Origin of the sequence: Protofrankia sp. CiT1 (assembly GCF_917627335.1) — a bacterium.
GTDB lineage: Bacteria > Actinomycetota > Actinomycetes > Frankiales > Frankiaceae > Protofrankia.
This window is the reverse complement of the sequence record NZ_CAKJTP010000086.1, coordinates 1-17,205: the sequence shown is the minus strand read 5'-3', so window position 1 is coordinate 17,205 and position 17,205 is coordinate 1. Positions and strand designations below refer to the sequence as shown.

Below are 17,205 nucleotides of genomic sequence, written 5' to 3'. Positions count from 1 at the left end.
CGGCATGACATGCGCGCGGCACCACGGACATGAGGGTCCTCATGGTATAGAACGGGTGAAACGATATAAATGCCTTGAACCGGGTGTGGAATCAGGATGCGTGAAGATCCCGGCCGCCTTGGGCGTGCCCGCAGTACCGCGCTGATCGCGATCGCTGCCCGGATCATGGCGAGCAGGGGTTGTGGTGGTCACAGCAGCCCTGCCTGCTGGTGATGAGACGCTCTGGAGCACCGGACGGCGTACCGGCGGGCTGGCGACCCCCTCCGTCGCCAGCCCGCCGGTTTCCGGCTATTTCTTCTCCCCCCAGTGCCACCCCCGCCTCGGCCCCCCAGCCGAGGCGCGCCCGCGGCATCCGGTCGTGCTCTGCCGGTGGGCGCAAAACAGATGTTGCCGTGCCCGCGTCCGCCCGAACAGAGCGCCCCCGCACCGGAGCAGGGGTGCTCCCCCGCGGAAGGCAAGCTGCTCGGCCTTCTTGACCTGCGGATTCACGCGGAGATCGTGACCTGTAGATGACAGCCGCCGGGTCTGTTCACAGTTAGGCTCATCGGGTGGTTGGGATGAGAGGGGCGACGGGAGCGCATGGTCGCAAGAGGGGTACCGGATGCGGCACCGCTGGTCGTCGTCGCAAGGATCACTGCCAGTGGGCGGCGGTGGGCGCTCGGGGCTGGACGGCGATTGACGTTCGGCCGCGCCGGCTGCGACATTCCCTTCGGGGCTGATCCGCAGGATCTCCTGGTGTCCCGCCGTGCTGGAACGCTGGCCGAAAGTGAAGGCGCGATCGTCATCAGCAACACCGGCCGTCATCCGCTCCTGGTGTTGACCGCGGACGGGGACACACATCGCATCCTGTCCCCGGCGACGGCGGTCTCAGCGGGCCTCGCCGAGTTCCAGATCGTCGCGGTCGGCACGGATGGTGAGCGGCACGGGATCGGCGTGGTGCACTACCGCCGCCAGCCGGTAGCCCGCGAGCAGGACACAGTGCAGCTTATTGTTCGGTTGACCCAGACTGAACGTCTGTTGCTGGTAGCGCTGTGTGAACCACGATTGCGCACGGGTGACAACCATGCGCCGTTCGCCACATACCGGGAGATCGCCCGTCGGGTCAACCGCGACGACAACTACGTCCGCTCGCGGCTCGCCACCGTCCGCAGCAACCTCTCCGGACAGGGGGTCCCGGGGCTGCTTCGCGATGAGCCTGGCCCGGCCGCACGGCGGTTGCCGGACTACATCGTCCGCCTCGGCGAATGGGTGCTGGCCGCTGGCCTCGTCACCGTGGTCGACCTCGAGCTGTTGGCCTGAACCGCTGGACGATGCTTCCCGGGCGCGCCGCCAGCGCTCGTGCGATCGAGGCTGTCGCGACACTCCGATTACTTAGAGTAGCTATATCGATGCGGATGGTATCTGTAAGGTGCCTGTCAGGAGGGTGGCCAACGGAGAGGGGCAACTGCTTTGTCCACCACGGTCCGCGGCCAGGCGAACTTCGCGCCGATGCGGCTCATGCCGGCTTACGGCGCCCTGGTCGTGTTCGCGCCGAAGATGCCGAAGGTGATGGGTAGTGCGTGGCCTACGCGGAACTACCGCTTCTGCCGGGTGCGAGACCTGGTGTGACCGGGCGGTCCGAGGAGTCCTCCTCGGACCGTCAGCACGGGGGCATTCCGCGCCGCCGCGGGGTGCCCCCGTGCCGCGCAATCGGCTGGCAGTCCCTGGGCTGAAGATCCAGAAATAAGAGCGCCCGGCACGAGGGGCGCGGATCAAGGTGCGGGGCTGGGGTGCGTGCGTCGCAAGGCGGCGCAGGGAGTCACCCTGGTCCTTGGGGCGGTGGCCGGCGGGCCAGGGTACCCATGCGTCGCGCGGCGATGGATGGGGGAGCGATGCGGCGAGGTGCGTGCCCTGGCCCCGCGGCGCCGCGTCCCCTATGGCCGGTCGCGCTGAGTTTTCAGGTGTGATTGCCGCTTTCAGGCGTGGTTGTCGGCTCGCCAGGTCGGTGGCAGGCGGGTGGAGACGGTTGCCTGATCCGCGACGCCGTCTTCGTCCGCCGGGGTGATGACTTCGGCGGGCACTGGCCTGTTGCGGATCTCCTCGATTTCCTCAGGTGCCTCTACCGATACGCTTGGCAACAGATGATCAAGCCAGCGGGGCAGCCACCAGTTTGCCGGCCCGAACAGGTGCATGAGTGCCGGCACCAGCAGGGCGCGGACGACGAAGGCGTCGATCAGGACGGCGACCGCGAGTCCCAGGCCGAACAGTTTGATCACTCGGTCGTCCGCGAGCGTGAAGGAGGCGAAGACCAACGTCATGATTGCGCCCGCGGCCGTGATCACCCGGCCGGTTTCGGCCTGGCCGAGTGAGACCGCGATCCGGTTGTCCCGGCGGACCAGCCACTCCTCGTGCATCCGGCTCACCAGGAAGACCTCGTAGTCCATGGACAGGCCGAAGAGAATCGCGAACAGCATCACTGGCAGGAACGGTTCTATCGGACCGCCCTTGACGCCGACAATGCCCGCCAGCCATCCCCACTGGAAGATCGCGACAATCACGCCGAACGCCGAACCGACAGCCAGCAGGTTCATCACGGATGCGGTGAGCGGGACGATGACACTACGGAACACCGCTACGAGCAGGCTGAACGCCAGCGCCACGACCACGCCGATGAAAAGCGGGAGCTTGCTCGTCAGGACGTCGGAGAAATCCTGGTAGGTCGCGGTCGCGCCACCCACCTTGACGTCCAGAGCGCTGCCCGCGGTCACCCGCGGGATGATCGTGTTGCGCAGGCGCTTGAGCAGGGCCGCCGTCCGCGCGTCCTGCGGGCTGGTCGTTGGGAACAGCGCCACTGTCGAGGCCTGTCCGTTCGGGCTTGACCGCGGTGGCGTGACGAACGCGACCCCGGGCTCGGCGCGCAGCGCGGTCACCACCGTGTCGAGAGTCTCCGTGTCAGCGGGGGAACGGATCGCGGCGACCAGGGTGAACGGGCCGTTGAAACCGGGCCCGAACCCACTGGCAAGAAGATCATATGCGCGCCGGGAAGTCCTCGACGGCGAGCCGTTGCCCTCATCCCCGCTACCGAGCCGCAGGGCGAAGAAGGGCAGCGCGGTAATCAGAATCAGGGTGGCGGACACCGCCGCGTACATAGCCGGCCGCCGTTCGATCCGACGCGCCGAGCGCCACCAGAATCCGGACGGACGCGCGGGTTCCGGGCCTTTGTGGGTGAGCTTGACGCGCTCGGCCCGCCCGAGCACCTTCATGCCGTAGAAGCTGAGCAGCGCTGGCAGCAGGGTCACCGCGGTCGCCATGGTCAACGACACGGTGAGGGTCGCGGAGACCGCGACGCCGTAGAGGAACGTCACGCCGAGGGCGTACATACCGAGCAGGGCGATGCACACGGTGAGCCCCGCGAACAGGACAGCCCGCCCGGATGTGTTGATAGCCGTGACGGCTGCTTCCTCCGGCGTCTTGCCCGCTCGCAGGCCGATCCGGTGCCGGTTGACGATGAACAGAGCGTAGTCGATGCCCACGCCCAGACCGATGAGGGTTGCCAGTGTCGGTCCGAACTGGGCGATGGACATCACATGTGACACCAGACCGATGCAGGCCATCCCGACGCCGAGGGCGATGACCGCGGCTACCAGGGGCAGCGTCATCGCCAGCAGGGTCCCGAAGGCGATGAACAGGATGATCGCGGCAGCTACGACACCGAGGAGCTCGCTCGTGTTCTGCTGGGGCTGCTCCACAATGGACACCGCGCTGCCGGACAGCTCCACCTGGAGTGCCCCGCCATCGGCCTCGCGGGCGGTGTCTATGATCGCTTTGAGGTCGTCGCGGGGGATGTCAACCGCCTGATCATCCAGCGCGACCGTGGCGAATGCCGTTGTTCCGCTCCTGGTGAACTGCTCCGCGCCCCGCGGTTCGAATGGGCTCGTCACATCGACGACATGCGGGAGGCTGGCGACCCGCTGGAGCATCGCGGCGGCGTCCGCCTCGAGCACGGGGTTGTAGAGGGTGCCGGAGCGGGCGTGCAGCACGATGCTGGCGGTCTCTCCGGATGCCGCGGGGAACTCGTGTTTGAGCAGGTCGATAGCCTGCTGTGACTCGGTTCCGGGGAGCGAGAAGTTGTTCTTGTAGTCGGTGCCGACAGCGTAGGCGGCCCCGCCGAAGCCGAGCAGGGCGGCGAACCACAACAGTAGGACGATCCAGCGGTGACGGAAGCACCAACGCGCGAGCGATGCCACGGGTTTCCCCCCGGTCTGGGCCGATGGACGGGTCAGGGTGATCGGCCGATCGGGGTAGTTTACCGATCGGTCAGTAAATATGGGTCTGCTTGGCGAGGGTATAGGTTCTTCGCTACCGACCTCCCGGTGAGAGGGGTGTGGGCGACGATGTCCGGCCGCGTACCGCGCGCTAGCACGGGGGACACGCGCGACCGGATTCTCGCTGTCGCTGTGCAGCTCTTCAACGAACAGGGTTACGCGGGGACATCAATTCGTGACATTGCGGAGCGGCTTGGTATGACGAAAGCCGCTCTCTACTACCACTTCGCGTCCAAGGACATGATTCTGGATGCAGTGGTCCAGCCGTTCGTAGAGGCGTTCGGTCATGTGAGGGATCTCTCGCGCGTTGATCCACCGGCTTCGGCTCGGGCGATCATCGAGGGTCTGGTCGAGGCAATGGCCGGGCCGGGCGCTGTGCTGTTCGCCTTCGTCAACGATCCGTCAGTGATCCATCGACAGATCGGCAAGGGTGACATTGCATCTCATCAGGATGCGATTGTCGCCGCTCTTGCTGGGCCCGATCCCACTGAGTTACGGATTCTGCGGGCGCGTTGCGCCGTGGGGTGCGTGCAGGCCGGTATCCTCGGGACCGCGCTGGCACGACGAGCGCTGGCCCGTGCCGCGTCCACTCCCAGCAATGGGAGCAGCCTGGGGGCGGCCGGCGCGGTGGTGGCCGGTGATAAAGTTGACCAGCCGTTGGTTCCTGACGACGTTCGGCAGGAGGTCGTTGAGGCCGCGCTCGCGGCTCTCGGATGCTGAGTTTTCAGGGATGGCTGATGGCGATCGTGGCGTAACGGGGCGCCCCGCGAAATCGACCGGTAAGGGGGACCTTGTGCTGCCGGCGGAGTAGCGTCCGAATGGTGTTCTGGTCACGTCAGGTGCTTCTGCTGGTCGCTTTACCGCTTGCCGGAGCCGCTGTCTGTCTGGCCGCGACGGAAGGTTCGGGCGCGCGCGGCGGGCCGCCGGTGACCACGAAGGTGCGGGTTGGCACAGTTACCCTTGTCACGGAGATCGCGGACACGCCGGCGGCGCGGGCGCGGGGGCTTATGGGCCGTACGTCACTTCCTGCCGGAACGGGGATGCTCTTCATCTTCAACGGTGAGTCTTCGGCGGGTTTTTACATGTACCGGACGCTGTTGCCGCTGTCCGTTGTCTTTGCCAGGTACGGGCGGGTTGTCACGGTTCGTGAGATGATGCCGTGTTCCGAGGCCGACTCACAACGTTGCGAGATCTATCGGGCCGACTCGGTCTACACAGAGGTAGTCGAAGCGCCTGGGGGTACCTTTAGAAACGCTGGCACACGTCCAGGTGACATGATCGAATTCGGCTAGCCACATCAAGGGCGGCAGTGTGTCGGTGATGCAAAATCGACGTTCCGATGTGAGAAGAGCTACAAGTCGGCAATCCTATTTTGGGGGAATGTCGATGGGATGCCATGTAGTGCTTGCAGTGTGGATCCGTCGTTGACGTGACGGGTCCGACAGGGCTTTCGGCGTGGTGTCGCCCAGCCGACGATGGACGTTCCGGCCGTGGGGCGATGAAATAGGGCTAGGCCGAACGTGGCCGACCGTTTGTCGCCAGCGCTGTCGACACCCAGGTTCCGAAGGCCTGACCGCGACCGTCTCCCATCCCGGGAGGAGGCGACCACCGCGCGACCGGAGGGTTTTGTTGTGCACACACCGGCCCGTCCCACTGTTCCGGACAGCCGTTTGCACGTTGTCGCCGAGCCGTCCCGTTTCGGCGGTAACCGGGGGTGGCCGCCCAAGACCGCGATCGTCACTGGCGCCAGCAGTGGTATCGGCAGGGAGGCGGCGCTGCTCCTCGCCGCGATGAACTGTCAGGTCCTGCTGGTCGGCCGTAACGGCGTGGCGCTTGACGAGGTCGCGGCATCGACGGAGGGGCATCGAATTGCCGTCGACCTGTCTGTTCTAGGGTCGGAGTCCATGGTAACGCGCCGTGCTGAGGATCTCCTCGGTGACCTGGACCTACTGGTCTGTGCGGCTGGCCTTGGCTCGGCGGGGCCCTACGACCAGCTTTCCCACGAGTCTCTCGTCGAGCTGGTGGCCATCAACCTGTTGTCGCCGATGGCGCTCGTCCGATCGGTGCTTCCCGCCATGCTGGAACGCGGGCACGGGCGCATCCTTCTGGTGGGCAGCATTGCCGGCGCTCTCGGCGTCCGTGGTGAGGTTGCCTACTCGGCGACCAAGGCGGCTCTGGTCGGGTTTGCGAACGCGCTACGTTCCGAGGTTTCTGGCCGGGGCGTTTCGGTTACTCTGTGCTTCCCCGGGGCGGTTGACACCTCTTTCTTCCACCGCCGTGGAGCGCCGTACGTCCGAAGGTGGCCACGTCCTCAACCAGCCCGCCTTGTCGCCGAGCGCATGCTGTTCGCGGCTGGACGGGGACAGGCCGAGGTGTGGGTGCCCCGCTGGCTGTCGCTTGCCGCCCGCGTAAACGGAGCCGCGCCGCCGCTCTACCGGCGGCTGGCGAGTGTCTTCGGGTAGGTGGGTCGCTACCGTAAGTTGTTTGGGTGTGGGTCGCCCATGGCACCTGGACGGGACCCCGTCCACCGGCCGCGCGACCGGCGTGGGACCGCTGGCTGGACGGCTTCGCGGTGGTGACCAGCGAGCGCCGCGGGTGTGCGCCAGATGGCGTTCCCCCGCTGGTGGCCTTGATGGTTCCGCCGGCCGGCGGCGGCACGACTGTCGCTGTTCCCGCACCGCCGGAGACCCGATGGATCTAGAAAGTTGACCTGTTCGAGCGCACCGTCGGGTTGCTCCGGCGGTTCGCGCCAGGCCCAACCGCTGACGAGGGGGAGGCGCATGACTGCTAGCGACGCAACGATCGGCCCAGCGCCAGGCGGGCCGACGGGAACATCCGGCGCGCCGCTGCCCGGCGGCGAGGCCCTCACGTCCTCGCCTCAGGATGTGCTGAGGGCGGCTTCCGCCGAGAACTTCACGGTGTCTCCGCTGATTCTCCCGGCCCGGCAGCGGCAGCACCTGTTTGCCATCTACGGATTCGCCCGGCTCGTCGATGACATCGGGGACGAGGCGAGCGGCGACCGGCTCGCCCTGCTCGATACGCTAGAAGAAGATCTTGAACGGATCTGGGCGGGAACGCCGACTCTCCCAGTCAACCGGGCGCTGGTGCCGACCGTCCGGGAGTGCGGCCTGGATCCCGAGCCGTTTCACCGGCTCGTCGCGGCCAACCGGCAGGACCAGCTTGTCACCCGTTATGACACCTTCGACGACCTGCTGCGTTATTGCACTCTGTCCGCGGATCCGGTCGGTCGCATGGTGCTGGGGATCTTCGGTGTCGACACGCCTGATCGGGTCGCCCTGTCGGACCGTGTCTGCACGGCGCTCCAGATCGTCGAGCACTGTCAGGACGTGGCCGAGGACTTCACAGCTGGGCGGATCTACCTGCCCCGTGAGGATCTCGCCAGCTTCGGGGTCCGTGAACAGGATCTGGCACGCCCCGGCGCGGGGCCCGCGTTCCAGGACCTGATGGCTTTTCAGGTCCGGCGCGCACGCCGCATCCTCGACGAAGGCACTCCACTGGTCGGGCTGGTGAACGGCCGGCTGCGGCTTGTTCTCGCGGGGTTCGTCGGCGGTGGCCGCGCCGCGCTGGACGCGATCGTGCGGGCCCGCTGGGACGTCCTGGGTGGTGCTCCCACCGCGCCGAAGGCGCGGATCGCACGGTATGGCATGACCGTGGCCCTCGCCTCGGTGACACCGTCCGCCCGCCGGGCCGCTCGTGCGGCACGACTCGGGCTCCCTCCGCTGGTCACTGGCGGCGGGACTATCGCGAAGCCCAGCGGGCACGGAGGTGGCGAATGACCGTCAATGGGCCCCTGCGACCGCCTACAGTCGTTGAGGCGTACGCCGCTTGTGAAAGCCTCACCCGGGCGGCCGCACGTAACTTCTCCTATGGCATCCGGCTGCTCCCGGCGGAAAAACGGGCGGCTCTTTCCGCGGTCTACGCCTTCGCCCGCAGGCTCGACGACATCGGTGACGGTGATCTTCCCGTGGCTGAGAAAATCGTCCGCCTGGCAGCGGCCCGTGCTGATATCGCGGGTCTCGGCGCGTCCAGCTCGGATCCGGTCCTGGTGGCGCTCAGCGACGCCTGCCGGCGTTTCCCCATCCCGGTGGATGCCTTCCGTGAGCTGATCGACGGCGTTGAGATGGACCTGCAGGGGATCACCTACGAATCCTTTGATGATCTTGTCGGATACTGCCGGCGGGTGGCCGGCACCATCGGGCGGCTGTCCCTGGGAATCTTCGGCACTGAGGCGGCCCGGGCGAACTCCAACGCCGCCACGGTCGCCGACGAACTCGGGATAGCCCTGCAGCAGACCAACATTCTGCGAGATGTCCGGGAGGATCTGATTATCGGCCGGGTCTATCTGCCGCGGGCTGAGCTGGACAAGGCCGGTATCACCCTCGCAGTGGGCTCGAACGGGCAGCTCGGCGGTCCATCCGACGCGCTTGTCGAGTATCTGCGTACCTGCGCGCGCCGCGCCGACGACTGGTACGCGCGGGGCCTGAAACTCCTGGGCATGCTCGACCGTCGAAGCGCCGCATGCTGTGGGGCGATGGCCGGTATTTACCTGCGGCTCAACCGCCGGATCAGGACGGACCCGACGCCCGTCCTGCAGGAGCGGCTGTCACTGCCCGGATGGGAGAAAGCCGTGGTCGCAGCCCGCAGCCTGGCCGGCCGTCCGGAGGTGTCGGTCGTATGAGCGTGTCCGTGACGCCCCAGCCGACGCCGGCTCCGCCTGCTGTCGCCACGGCACCCGGTCACGGGACGCACCGGCTGGTCGTGGTCGGGGGCGGTCTGGCCGGCCTGTCGGCGGCGTTGGTTGCCGCCGACGCCGGGGCCGACGTGACCGTGCTGGAGGCACGGCCGCGCCTGGGCGGGGCGACCGCCTCGTTCGCCCGGGACGGTATGTGGGTCGACACCGGCCAGCACGTCTTCATGCGCTGCTGCACGGCCTACCGGGCGTTCCTGCGTCGCCTCGGGGTCGTGCACCTGACCACGTTGCAGGATCGGCTGGACGTCCCGGTGCTGCTCGCCAGGTCGGGCGCGCGGGCCCGGCTACGGCGCACCCGCATCCCGTGGCCGGCGCCGTTGCACCTGACCCCGGCCCTGCTGGGATACCGGGCGTTCCCGATCGGTCAACGGTTGCGTGCGGCCCTCGCGGCCTACCGGCTTGGCCGGCTCGACCCGAGCCGGCCCGAGGTCGACGGCGCCTCGTTCGGCAGCTGGCTGGCTGGCCAGAGACAGTCACCGGCAACCATCGAGGCTTTGTGGGAGCTCCTGACCGTCGCCACCCTCAACGCCCCGGCGGATTCGGCCTCACTGGGCCTGGCCGCCACTGTCGTGCGTACCGGTCTGCTTGAGCGGGCGGACGCCGGGGACATCGGCTGGGCCGATGTCCCCCTCCAGCGGCTGCACGGCGAGGCCGCCGCGGCGGAGCTCGCTGATGTCGGGGCGGAGGTCCGGACCGGTGTGAAGGTCCGTGAGCTGACGAAAACAGCGTCCGGTTGGCGTGTGGTCACCGACAGCGGCCCGATCGATGCCGACTCGGTGATTCTTGCCGTGCCTCCACCGGCGGCCGCGGCCCTGCTGCCGGCGGGCGCGGTCGAGAACCAGGACCGTTTTGCCGATCTTGGCTCCGCGCCGATCGTCAACGTCCACATGATCTATGACCGCACAGTGCTGGAGTGCCCGTTTCTCGCGGTGGTCGGATCCCCGGTCCAGTGGGTCTTCGACCGCACCGCGTCGAGCGGGATCGCGGCATCCCCGCCCGCCGCGGGGGCCGGAGCGGATCACCCGTCGCGTGCGGGCGCGCAGTATCTGGCGATCTCGCTGTCGGCCGCCGATGAGTGGATCGACCGGCCGGCCGCTGAGATCCGCGCCATCTTCGTCGAGGAGATGCGCCGGTTGCTGCCGGCCGCGCGAAACGCCGAGGCGATCGAGGTGTTCGTGACCCGCGAACGCACGGCAACGTTCCGCCAGGCGCCCGGCACGTATGCGCTGCGCCCCGGTCCCGCCACGGCGCTGCCGGGACTCGCGCTCGCCGGTGCGTGGACCGACACGGGCTGGCCCGCGACTATGGAGGGCGCTGTCCGCAGCGGTCTCGCCGCCGCGAAGGTGGCGCTCGGCGGCTGGCGGCCCGGCCCCCCGTCGCCCGGTTCGACCCGCAGGTTGCTGCCTGTGGTCGAAACAGCTGGCGGTGCTTCAACGCGCATGGGTGGATGCGGGGCGTCAGTGGATGATCCGTGCAAAACGTCACAATCCTCCCGGACGCCTGAGGCCAACGTCCCGGGCGAGGGACCGTCGTCTTCTACCCCATCAGGATCATCGACCCCCGGGGTGACGGGCCGCCCGGGCGACCCACCCGATGCTGACCGCCAGTCAGCATCGACAGCGCTTCCGGCACCGTCCGTGCGATCGGCGCAGACCACGGCATCGGTACCGACCACGACATCAACCACGACATCGACATCGACCACGACCACGCCTTCGGCGGCGGCACCGACAGGGGGATTCCCGGCATGACCACTTTGGTTCCCGATGCGATCGAGCGGGGCCGGACCCTGACAGTGCCGGCGCTGCGCGCCGCTGTCGACCGGCTGCACCCTCGGCTGCGCCGTGTGGTTGCCTACCACCGCGGCTGGATCGACGCGGAAGGTAACCCGCTCGCGGGCAGCGGCGGCAAACTGGTGCGTCCGGCGCTGGCGTTGCTGTCGGCTGAGGCGGCTGGTGCCGCCGTCGAGGTCGGGCTTCCCGGCGCGGTCGCCGTCGAGCTCATCCATGACTTCTCACTGCTGCACGACGACCTCATGGATGGCGACACCGAGCGTCGGCACCGCCCCACAGCCTGGACGGTGTTCGGTGCCGACGGCGCCATCCTCGCTGGTGACGCCTTGCTGGGGCTGGCTACCCAGGTGCTGCTGGAGGTCGACGGGGAGGTCGGACGCCGTGCCGCGGTGATGCTCGGGGCGGGCGTCCAGGACCTTGTCCGCGGCCAGGCCGAGGATCTGCATTTCGAAACCCGCAACGACATCACCGTCGCGGACACGCTGACGATGGAGGACGGCAAGACCGGCGCGCTACTGTCCTGTTCGACCGCGATCGGGGCGGTGCTCGCCGGCGCTCCGGCCCGCCTCGTCGATGGTCTCGCCGAGTTCGGATCGCGGCTGGGGACAGCCTTCCAGCTGGTGGACGATCTGCTCGGTATCTGGGGCGACCCGGCGGTGACCGGTAAGCCGGTCCTGTCGGATCTGCGCTCGCGCAAGAAGTCGGTCCCGGTCGTGGTGGCCCTGGAGGCGGGTGGCGCCGAAGCCGACGAACTGCGCGCCTTCCTCGCCGCCACCGGAGAGCCGACCGAAAGCGACCTGCACCGTGCCGCCGAGCTGGTTCAACGCGCCGGTGGCCGTGACTGGACCACGGCTGAGGCTGATCGCCAACTTGACGCGTGCGCCGAACTGCTGGCGTCGTTGGCCCTGCCGTCGCTCGTGGAAGCCGAACTGCTCGCCCTCGCCCGTTTTGTAACGGAACGGGATCGGTGATCTGGCTATGACACTGCTGTTCGTACTGGACCGGGAGTTCACACCACACCGGGACCGACATGTGGACGGGAGCCGCTGATGAGCTCGACCACCGACTACCGGGAATCCCAGGTCTTCTCCGACACGGTGACGGCAGCCGCCGTCCGGGCCAGAGATCACCTGCTGTCGTTGCAGTCCGACCAGGGCTGGTGGAAAGGCGAGCTCGAGACCAACATCACCATTGAGGTGGAGGACCTGCTATTCCGCGTGTTCCTCGACATCCTCACCCCTGATGTGCTTGAGCAGACCGCCCGCTGGATCCGTTCGCGCCAGACCGAGAACGGCACCTGGACGACCTACTACGGTGGCCCGCCGGACCTCAGCACGACCCTTGAGGGCTACATCGCGCTGCGGCTTGCCGGGGACAGTCCGGATGCCCCGCACATGCGGGCCGCCGCGGCGTACGTCCGGGAGAACGGCGGACCCGCCGCCACCCGGGTGTTCACCCGGATCTGGCTGGCGATGTTCGGCGAGTGGTCCTGGGACGACCTGCCGGTCATGCCGCCCGAGCTCGTGCTGCTGCCGTCGTGGTTTCCGCTCAACCTGTACGACTTCGGCTGCTGGGCCCGGCAGTCGATCGTGCCGCTGGCCATCGTCGGCACGTTCCGGCCCAAGCGCTCGCTCGGCTTCGGGATCGACGAGCTCAAGGTCGAGTTCCCGGCGCGGCCGCTGGCACCGCTGCGGTCCTGGACGGGCGCGTTCCAGCGGATGGACGCGTTGCTGCACCGGTACGAGCGCCGCCCGCTGAAGCTGCTCCGCCGGCACGCGATGCGCCGAGCCGCCGAATGGATCATCGCCCGGCAGGAGGCCGACGGCTGCTGGGGCGGCATCCAGCCGCCCTGGATTTATTCGATCATGGCGCTGACCATGCTCGGCTACCCCATGAACCATCCGGTGATCGCGACCGGGCTGCGTGGCCTGGAGCGTTACACAATCCGGGAGCGGAGGCCGGAGGGGATGGTCCGCCGGCTGGAGTGCTGCCAGTCCCCGGTGTGGGACACCGCGCTCGCCGTCGTTGCTCTGCGTGATGCGGGTCTTGCCGCCGACCACCCGGCCATGGTGCGCGCGGCCCGCTGGCTCGCGGACGAGGAGGTCACCATTTCCGGCGACTGGGCGGTCAAGCGTCCAGCGTTGGCCCCCGGTGGCTGGGCGTTCGAGTTCGACAACGACGGGTACCCCGACGTCGACGACACCGCCGAGGTCGTGCTGGCCATCCGCCGCCTGCTGCAGCCGTACAGCGGTATCGGCGGGATCGGCGGGATCGGGACCGGCGGGATCGAGGCCGCTGGTACTGGGGCCGGTGGGATCGAAACGGTGGATCCCACCCTCGCGGCCCGGCTGCGGGCAGCCGAACGCCGCGGTGTGGACTGGGCGATCGGGATGCGCTCGGCGGACGGCGCATGGGGGGCCTTCGACGCTGACAACACCCGGACGCTTCCTACGAAGCTGCCCTTCTGCGACTTCGGTGAGGTGATCGATCCACCGTCCGCGGATGTGACCGCGCACATGGTGGAAATGCTCGTCGAGGTCGGCCAGGCCCGCAATCCCATCACCGAGCGGGCGGTGAGCTGGTTGCTGGCCAACCAGGAAGCGGGCGGTTCGTGGTTCGGTCGCTGGGGCGTCAACCATCTCTACGGTACCGGCGCGGTCGTGCCGGCCCTGATTGCCGCGGGGGTGTCCGCCGACCATCCGGCGATCACTCGGGCCGTCCGGTGGCTGATCGAGCATCAAAGACCTGACGGCGCCTGGGGTGAGGACCTACGCTCCTACACCGATGACGCCTGGATCGGCCGTGGTGAGCCAACCGCTTCGCAGACGGCGTGGGCGCTGCTCGCGCTGCTCGCCGCCGCCCCGGCCGCTCCCGCGGTCGAACGGGGAGTGCGTTGGCTGGTTGACACGCAGCGGCCGGACGGAACCTGGGACGAGCCGTACTACACGGGCACCGGGTTCCCTGGAGATTTTTCGATCAACTACCATCTGTATCGGCTGAGCTTCCCGCTGACCGCGCTCGGCCGATACCTGAGTGGCGGGTCCGCATCATGACTTTCTCGGCACCGGACACATCACGGACAGCGGGTCCCGCCGAAGCATCCAAGCCGTCGGCGCTCCCGGCATCCCGGACACCGCAGGCAGCGCCAGCACCGCAGGTATCACCAGCACCGCAGGCAGCACCGGCCGTCCAGGCGGCCGACGCCGTGACCCCTGGCACGCCGGTCGTCGCCACGTCGACAATCACGGCCAGATCGTCGATAACCGGGTCCTCCTCGGCTGGGGCCGAGCTGGGCCAGGCTGGCGCACCAGCCCTGTCCGCGGCGGCCCGGCGCCGGCCGAGGCTGGTCGTGGCCGCGCCGTTGCGGCTGGAGGCCTGGGCCGCGGCCCGCTCCGGTCTGCCCGCGGGCACGATCCTCATCCGGACCGGAATGGGCCCCGCTCAGGCCAACCGGTCCATCCGGATCATCCGGGAGGCCCGGGCCGATGCGGTGGCCCTGGTCGGTCTCGGCGGTGGGCTCGCGTCGGGGGTCAAGCCGGGGGACGTCGTGGTGGCCGACGAGGTCCGCACCTCCGACGGTTCGGTGAGCGCGCGCTGCCCGTCCGCCCCCCTGCTGGCTGGTGAACTGCGCCGGGCAGGCCTGACCGTCCATGTCGGCCCGGTCGTGTCGGTGCCCCGGCTGGCGATCGGCACCGCGCGCGCGGAGCTGGCGGCGACCGGGGCGATCGCCGTGGACATGGAATCCGCGCAGATCGCGCCGGGGGCGAACGGGGTGCCGCTGGCGATCGTCCGCGTCATCGTCGACACCGACGAACAGCCGTTGGGACGCTTTGACCTGGCCCGCCGGGGGATCGCCGGACTGCGGACGATGATGACTCTCGGACCGGTGCTGGGGCGCTGGTCAGCGGCTGTCGGATCACGTCAGGTGCTGCTTGCCGAGCCCAGGGCGTTCTGTGCCGGCGTCGAACGGGCGATCGAGGTGGTCGAGCGGGCACTGGAGATGCACGGGGCGCCGGTCTACGTGCGTAAGCAGATCGTCCACAACAGCCACGTGGTAGCTGATCTTGCTCGTCGCGGTGCGATCTTTGTCGAGGAGCTCGATGAGGTTCCAGCCGGGGCGACTGTGGTCTTCTCCGCGCACGGAGTCGCCCCCGCTGTCTGGGAACAGGCCGGCGATCGCAGCCTGTCGGTGATCGACGCCACCTGTCCGCTGGTTGAGAAGGTCCACGCGGAAGCTCGCAGGTTCACCGCGCGCGGGGACACCGTCCTGCTTATCGGGCATTCCGGGCATGAGGAGGTCGATGGCACGCTCGGGGAGGCACCCGGGAAAATCACATTGGTGGAGTCACCCGATGACGTCGCCAGGCTCGAGGTCGAGGACCCCGAACGGGTCACCTATCTCATGCAGACCACGCTCGCGGTGGATGAGGCTGAGGAAGTGGTCGACGCGCTGCGTGACCGCTTCCCGTCCGTGGTCGGGCCGGGATCGGCGGACATCTGCTATGCGACATCGAACCGGCAGAACGCCATCCGGCGGGTTGCCATCGAGGCCGATCTGGTGCTGGTGGTCGGGTCGCAGAACAGCGCCAACTCACGCCGGCTGGTCGATGTCACCGAACGTGAAGGGGTGCCGGCCCGCCTCGTCGGGGACGTCGGTGAGGTGGACATGCGCTGGTTGGTCGGTGCCGACACCATCGGCATCTCCGCGGGGGCGTCCGCGCCTCCCACTCTTGTGGACGAGCTGAGCAGGGCGTTGTCGGGTCTTGGACCGACCACGGTCGCGGTCCGTTCGGTCGGTACCGAGACGATCTCGTTCCATCTGCCCAAGGAGCTGCGCCGCCAGCCTAAGTAGTACTCGGCCCACGGAGTACTCGGCGGTGTGGTACCTGGCGGTGCGGTCCACGCCGCCGGCACGGGCGTTGGGTAGTCCACGGATGTCATTGACTACACGGCGCCCGCTTCTGGCTACCATTGGCAACGTGCGTGTGTGCTGAAAAGCATGCGGTGTGAGTCCTGCTACGGTCCACCCGATGCGCCAGGTGTCGACCGATCCGGTCCCCATAGCCCAGTTGCCGCTGGTTCACGGCATCGGTGTGCTGGTCGATCAGGCTGGCCGGGAGCGGCTTGATCAGCAGGGCTCTCCCGGCGCGCCGCTGGGGCCGGCCTTGCCGTCACCGCGGGACCAGGCGCAACGGCTGCCGGTGTTCGGGTCCAGGCCGGGCTTGGCGCTGTTCGTTCTCGGCGCGTTTTCGTTCACCGTGAGCCTGCTGCTCCAGGCGACGCTTTTCCGTCACGGCTCGGGTGACGCGGACGAGGCCGCCTACGTGCTCCAGGCCCGGATGCTGCTGCACGGGCGGCTGACGCTCGACCAGAACCTGGTGGACCCGTTCTTCCGCCCATGGCTGACCGGCGTCCACAACGGGCGGGTCTTCACCAAGTACCTGCCCGGCTGGCCCGCGATGCTCGCCGTGTCCCAGCTGCTGTTCGGGACGATGGCTGTTGCTCCCGCGCTGGCGGCCACGGCCTGGGTGGCCGCCACCTACCGGCTGGCCCGCGAACTGTTCGATGACGTGGCGACCGCGCTCACCGCCGCGCTCTTCCTCGCGTTGTCGCCGTTGACCCTGTTACACACGGCGCTGCCGATGGCGTATGCGTTCACATCCGCTGTTCTGACGGGCGCGATGGCCGCGCTGTTGCGCGGCACCCGCACCGGAGCCCGCTCATCGCTGCTGGCCGCGGGCGTGGCGCTCGGTCTCGCCGCCACGGCCCGCCCGTTCGACGCCGTGCTGGTGACCACGCTCTGCTTTCCGTTCCTCCTGGCCCGCGGGCCACGTTCGCCCCTGCTTCTGCTGCGCCACGCGGCATGGGTCTCGATCGGAGCGGCACCGTTCATCGTTACAATCATGGTTTTCTGCCGATACGTCACCGGATCGGCGCGGATATTGCCGCTTGCCGCCTCCGACCCGTTGGACCGCTTCGGTTTCGGCGCGCGGCGGATCCTGCCGTCCGAACCAACGGTCGCCTTCACCAGACGTCTTGCCGGGGAAGCTTTCCGCGCGACGTTGGACGCGGCGCCCGGCTGGTTGTTCGGTGGGACCGCGCTCGTCGTCCTTGCCGGGTTCGGCCTCCTCACAGGCCTCGCGCTGGGGGGACGGCGTGCCGGGCACCTGCTGCTCGCCGTCATCGTGCTGGGAGTCTTCGCCGCCTACTTCTTCTGGTGGGGCAGTGCCATGGCGCTGCCCGGCCTTGTCGCCGGCCTCGGCCCTCACTACCACATGACCGCTCTGTCACCAGTGGTTATTCTGGCCGCGAGCGGGGCGCGCCGGCTGTGGCGGGC

General features: G+C 68.5%; 13 protein-coding genes. 12 read left to right on the top strand and 1 reads right to left on the bottom strand.

The genetic code is table 11. The features are described from left to right. The first annotated feature begins 579 nt into the window (after positions 1–579). Positions 580–1,299 carry a hypothetical protein gene (locus MJ785_RS14385; protein ID WP_239313715.1) on the top strand — a complete coding sequence of 240 codons (720 nt, stop codon included), beginning with the start codon at positions 580–582 and terminating at the stop codon, positions 1,297–1,299. A gap of 150 nt (positions 1,300–1,449) precedes the next feature. Beyond that, on the top strand, positions 1,450–1,608 hold the full coding sequence (locus MJ785_RS14380) for a hypothetical protein (RefSeq protein WP_239313713.1): 159 nt from the start codon (positions 1,450–1,452) through the stop codon (positions 1,606–1,608). Positions 1,609–1,955: 347 nt separating this feature from the next. On the opposite strand, the gene MJ785_RS14375 is transcribed toward MJ785_RS14380, so the two are convergent. Beyond that, a complete protein-coding gene (locus MJ785_RS14375; protein WP_239381301.1) occupies positions 1,956–4,226 on the bottom strand; it encodes an MMPL family transporter in 2,271 nt (756 codons plus the stop codon). 147 nt (positions 4,227–4,373) lie between these two features. On the opposite strand from MJ785_RS14375, the gene MJ785_RS14370 reads away from it, so the two are divergent. The 10 genes from MJ785_RS14370 to MJ785_RS14325 form a co-directional block, all read left to right on the top strand. Further along, complete coding sequence (locus tag MJ785_RS14370) at positions 4,374–5,024, top strand: TetR/AcrR family transcriptional regulator (RefSeq protein ID WP_239381299.1); 651 nt, start codon at positions 4,374–4,376, stop codon at positions 5,022–5,024. Between the two features lie 98 nt (positions 5,025–5,122). Continuing rightward, the gene (locus MJ785_RS14365) at positions 5,123–5,596 is read left to right on the top strand and encodes a DUF192 domain-containing protein (RefSeq protein ID WP_239308536.1); all 474 of its coding nucleotides are present in this window, start codon (positions 5,123–5,125) and stop codon (positions 5,594–5,596) included. A 339-nt stretch (positions 5,597–5,935) separates the two neighbouring features. Then, complete coding sequence (locus MJ785_RS14360; RefSeq protein ID WP_370651431.1) at positions 5,936–6,766, top strand: SDR family NAD(P)-dependent oxidoreductase; 831 nt, start codon at positions 5,936–5,938, stop codon at positions 6,764–6,766. Positions 6,767–7,084: 318 nt separating this feature from the next. Then, complete coding sequence (gene hpnC / locus MJ785_RS14355; protein ID WP_239308537.1) at positions 7,085–8,101, top strand: squalene synthase HpnC; 1,017 nt, start codon at positions 7,085–7,087, stop codon at positions 8,099–8,101. Further along, positions 8,098–9,003 carry a presqualene diphosphate synthase HpnD gene (hpnD, locus tag MJ785_RS14350; protein ID WP_239308538.1) on the top strand — a complete coding sequence of 302 codons (906 nt, stop codon included), beginning with the start codon at positions 8,098–8,100 and terminating at the stop codon, positions 9,001–9,003. Before hpnC ends, hpnD begins: the two co-directional genes overlap by 4 nt. Next, the gene (hpnE, locus tag MJ785_RS14345; protein ID WP_255727656.1) at positions 9,000–10,826 is read left to right on the top strand and encodes a hydroxysqualene dehydroxylase HpnE; all 1,827 of its coding nucleotides are present in this window, start codon (positions 9,000–9,002) and stop codon (positions 10,824–10,826) included. The genes hpnD and hpnE overlap by 4 nt, the downstream gene beginning before the upstream one ends. Further along, entirely contained in the window at positions 10,823–11,839 is a 1,017-nt protein-coding gene (locus MJ785_RS14340; RefSeq protein ID WP_239308539.1) for a polyprenyl synthetase family protein, read from the top strand. The genes hpnE and MJ785_RS14340 overlap by 4 nt, the downstream gene beginning before the upstream one ends. Before the next feature lie 78 nt (positions 11,840–11,917). Next, positions 11,918–13,921: a terpene cyclase/mutase family protein gene (locus tag MJ785_RS14335; protein ID WP_239308540.1), complete on the top strand. Its 2,004-nt coding sequence runs from the start codon at positions 11,918–11,920 to the stop codon at positions 13,919–13,921. Beyond that, entirely contained in the window at positions 13,918–15,720 is a 1,803-nt protein-coding gene (gene ispH, locus MJ785_RS14330; protein ID WP_239373257.1) for a 4-hydroxy-3-methylbut-2-enyl diphosphate reductase, read from the top strand. The genes MJ785_RS14335 and ispH overlap by 4 nt, the downstream gene beginning before the upstream one ends. A 154-nt stretch (positions 15,721–15,874) precedes the next feature. Beyond that, positions 15,875–17,205, top strand: a 1,331-nt coding sequence (locus MJ785_RS14325; RefSeq protein WP_239381297.1) for a glycosyltransferase family 39 protein, incomplete at its 3' end; no start/stop codon positions are given.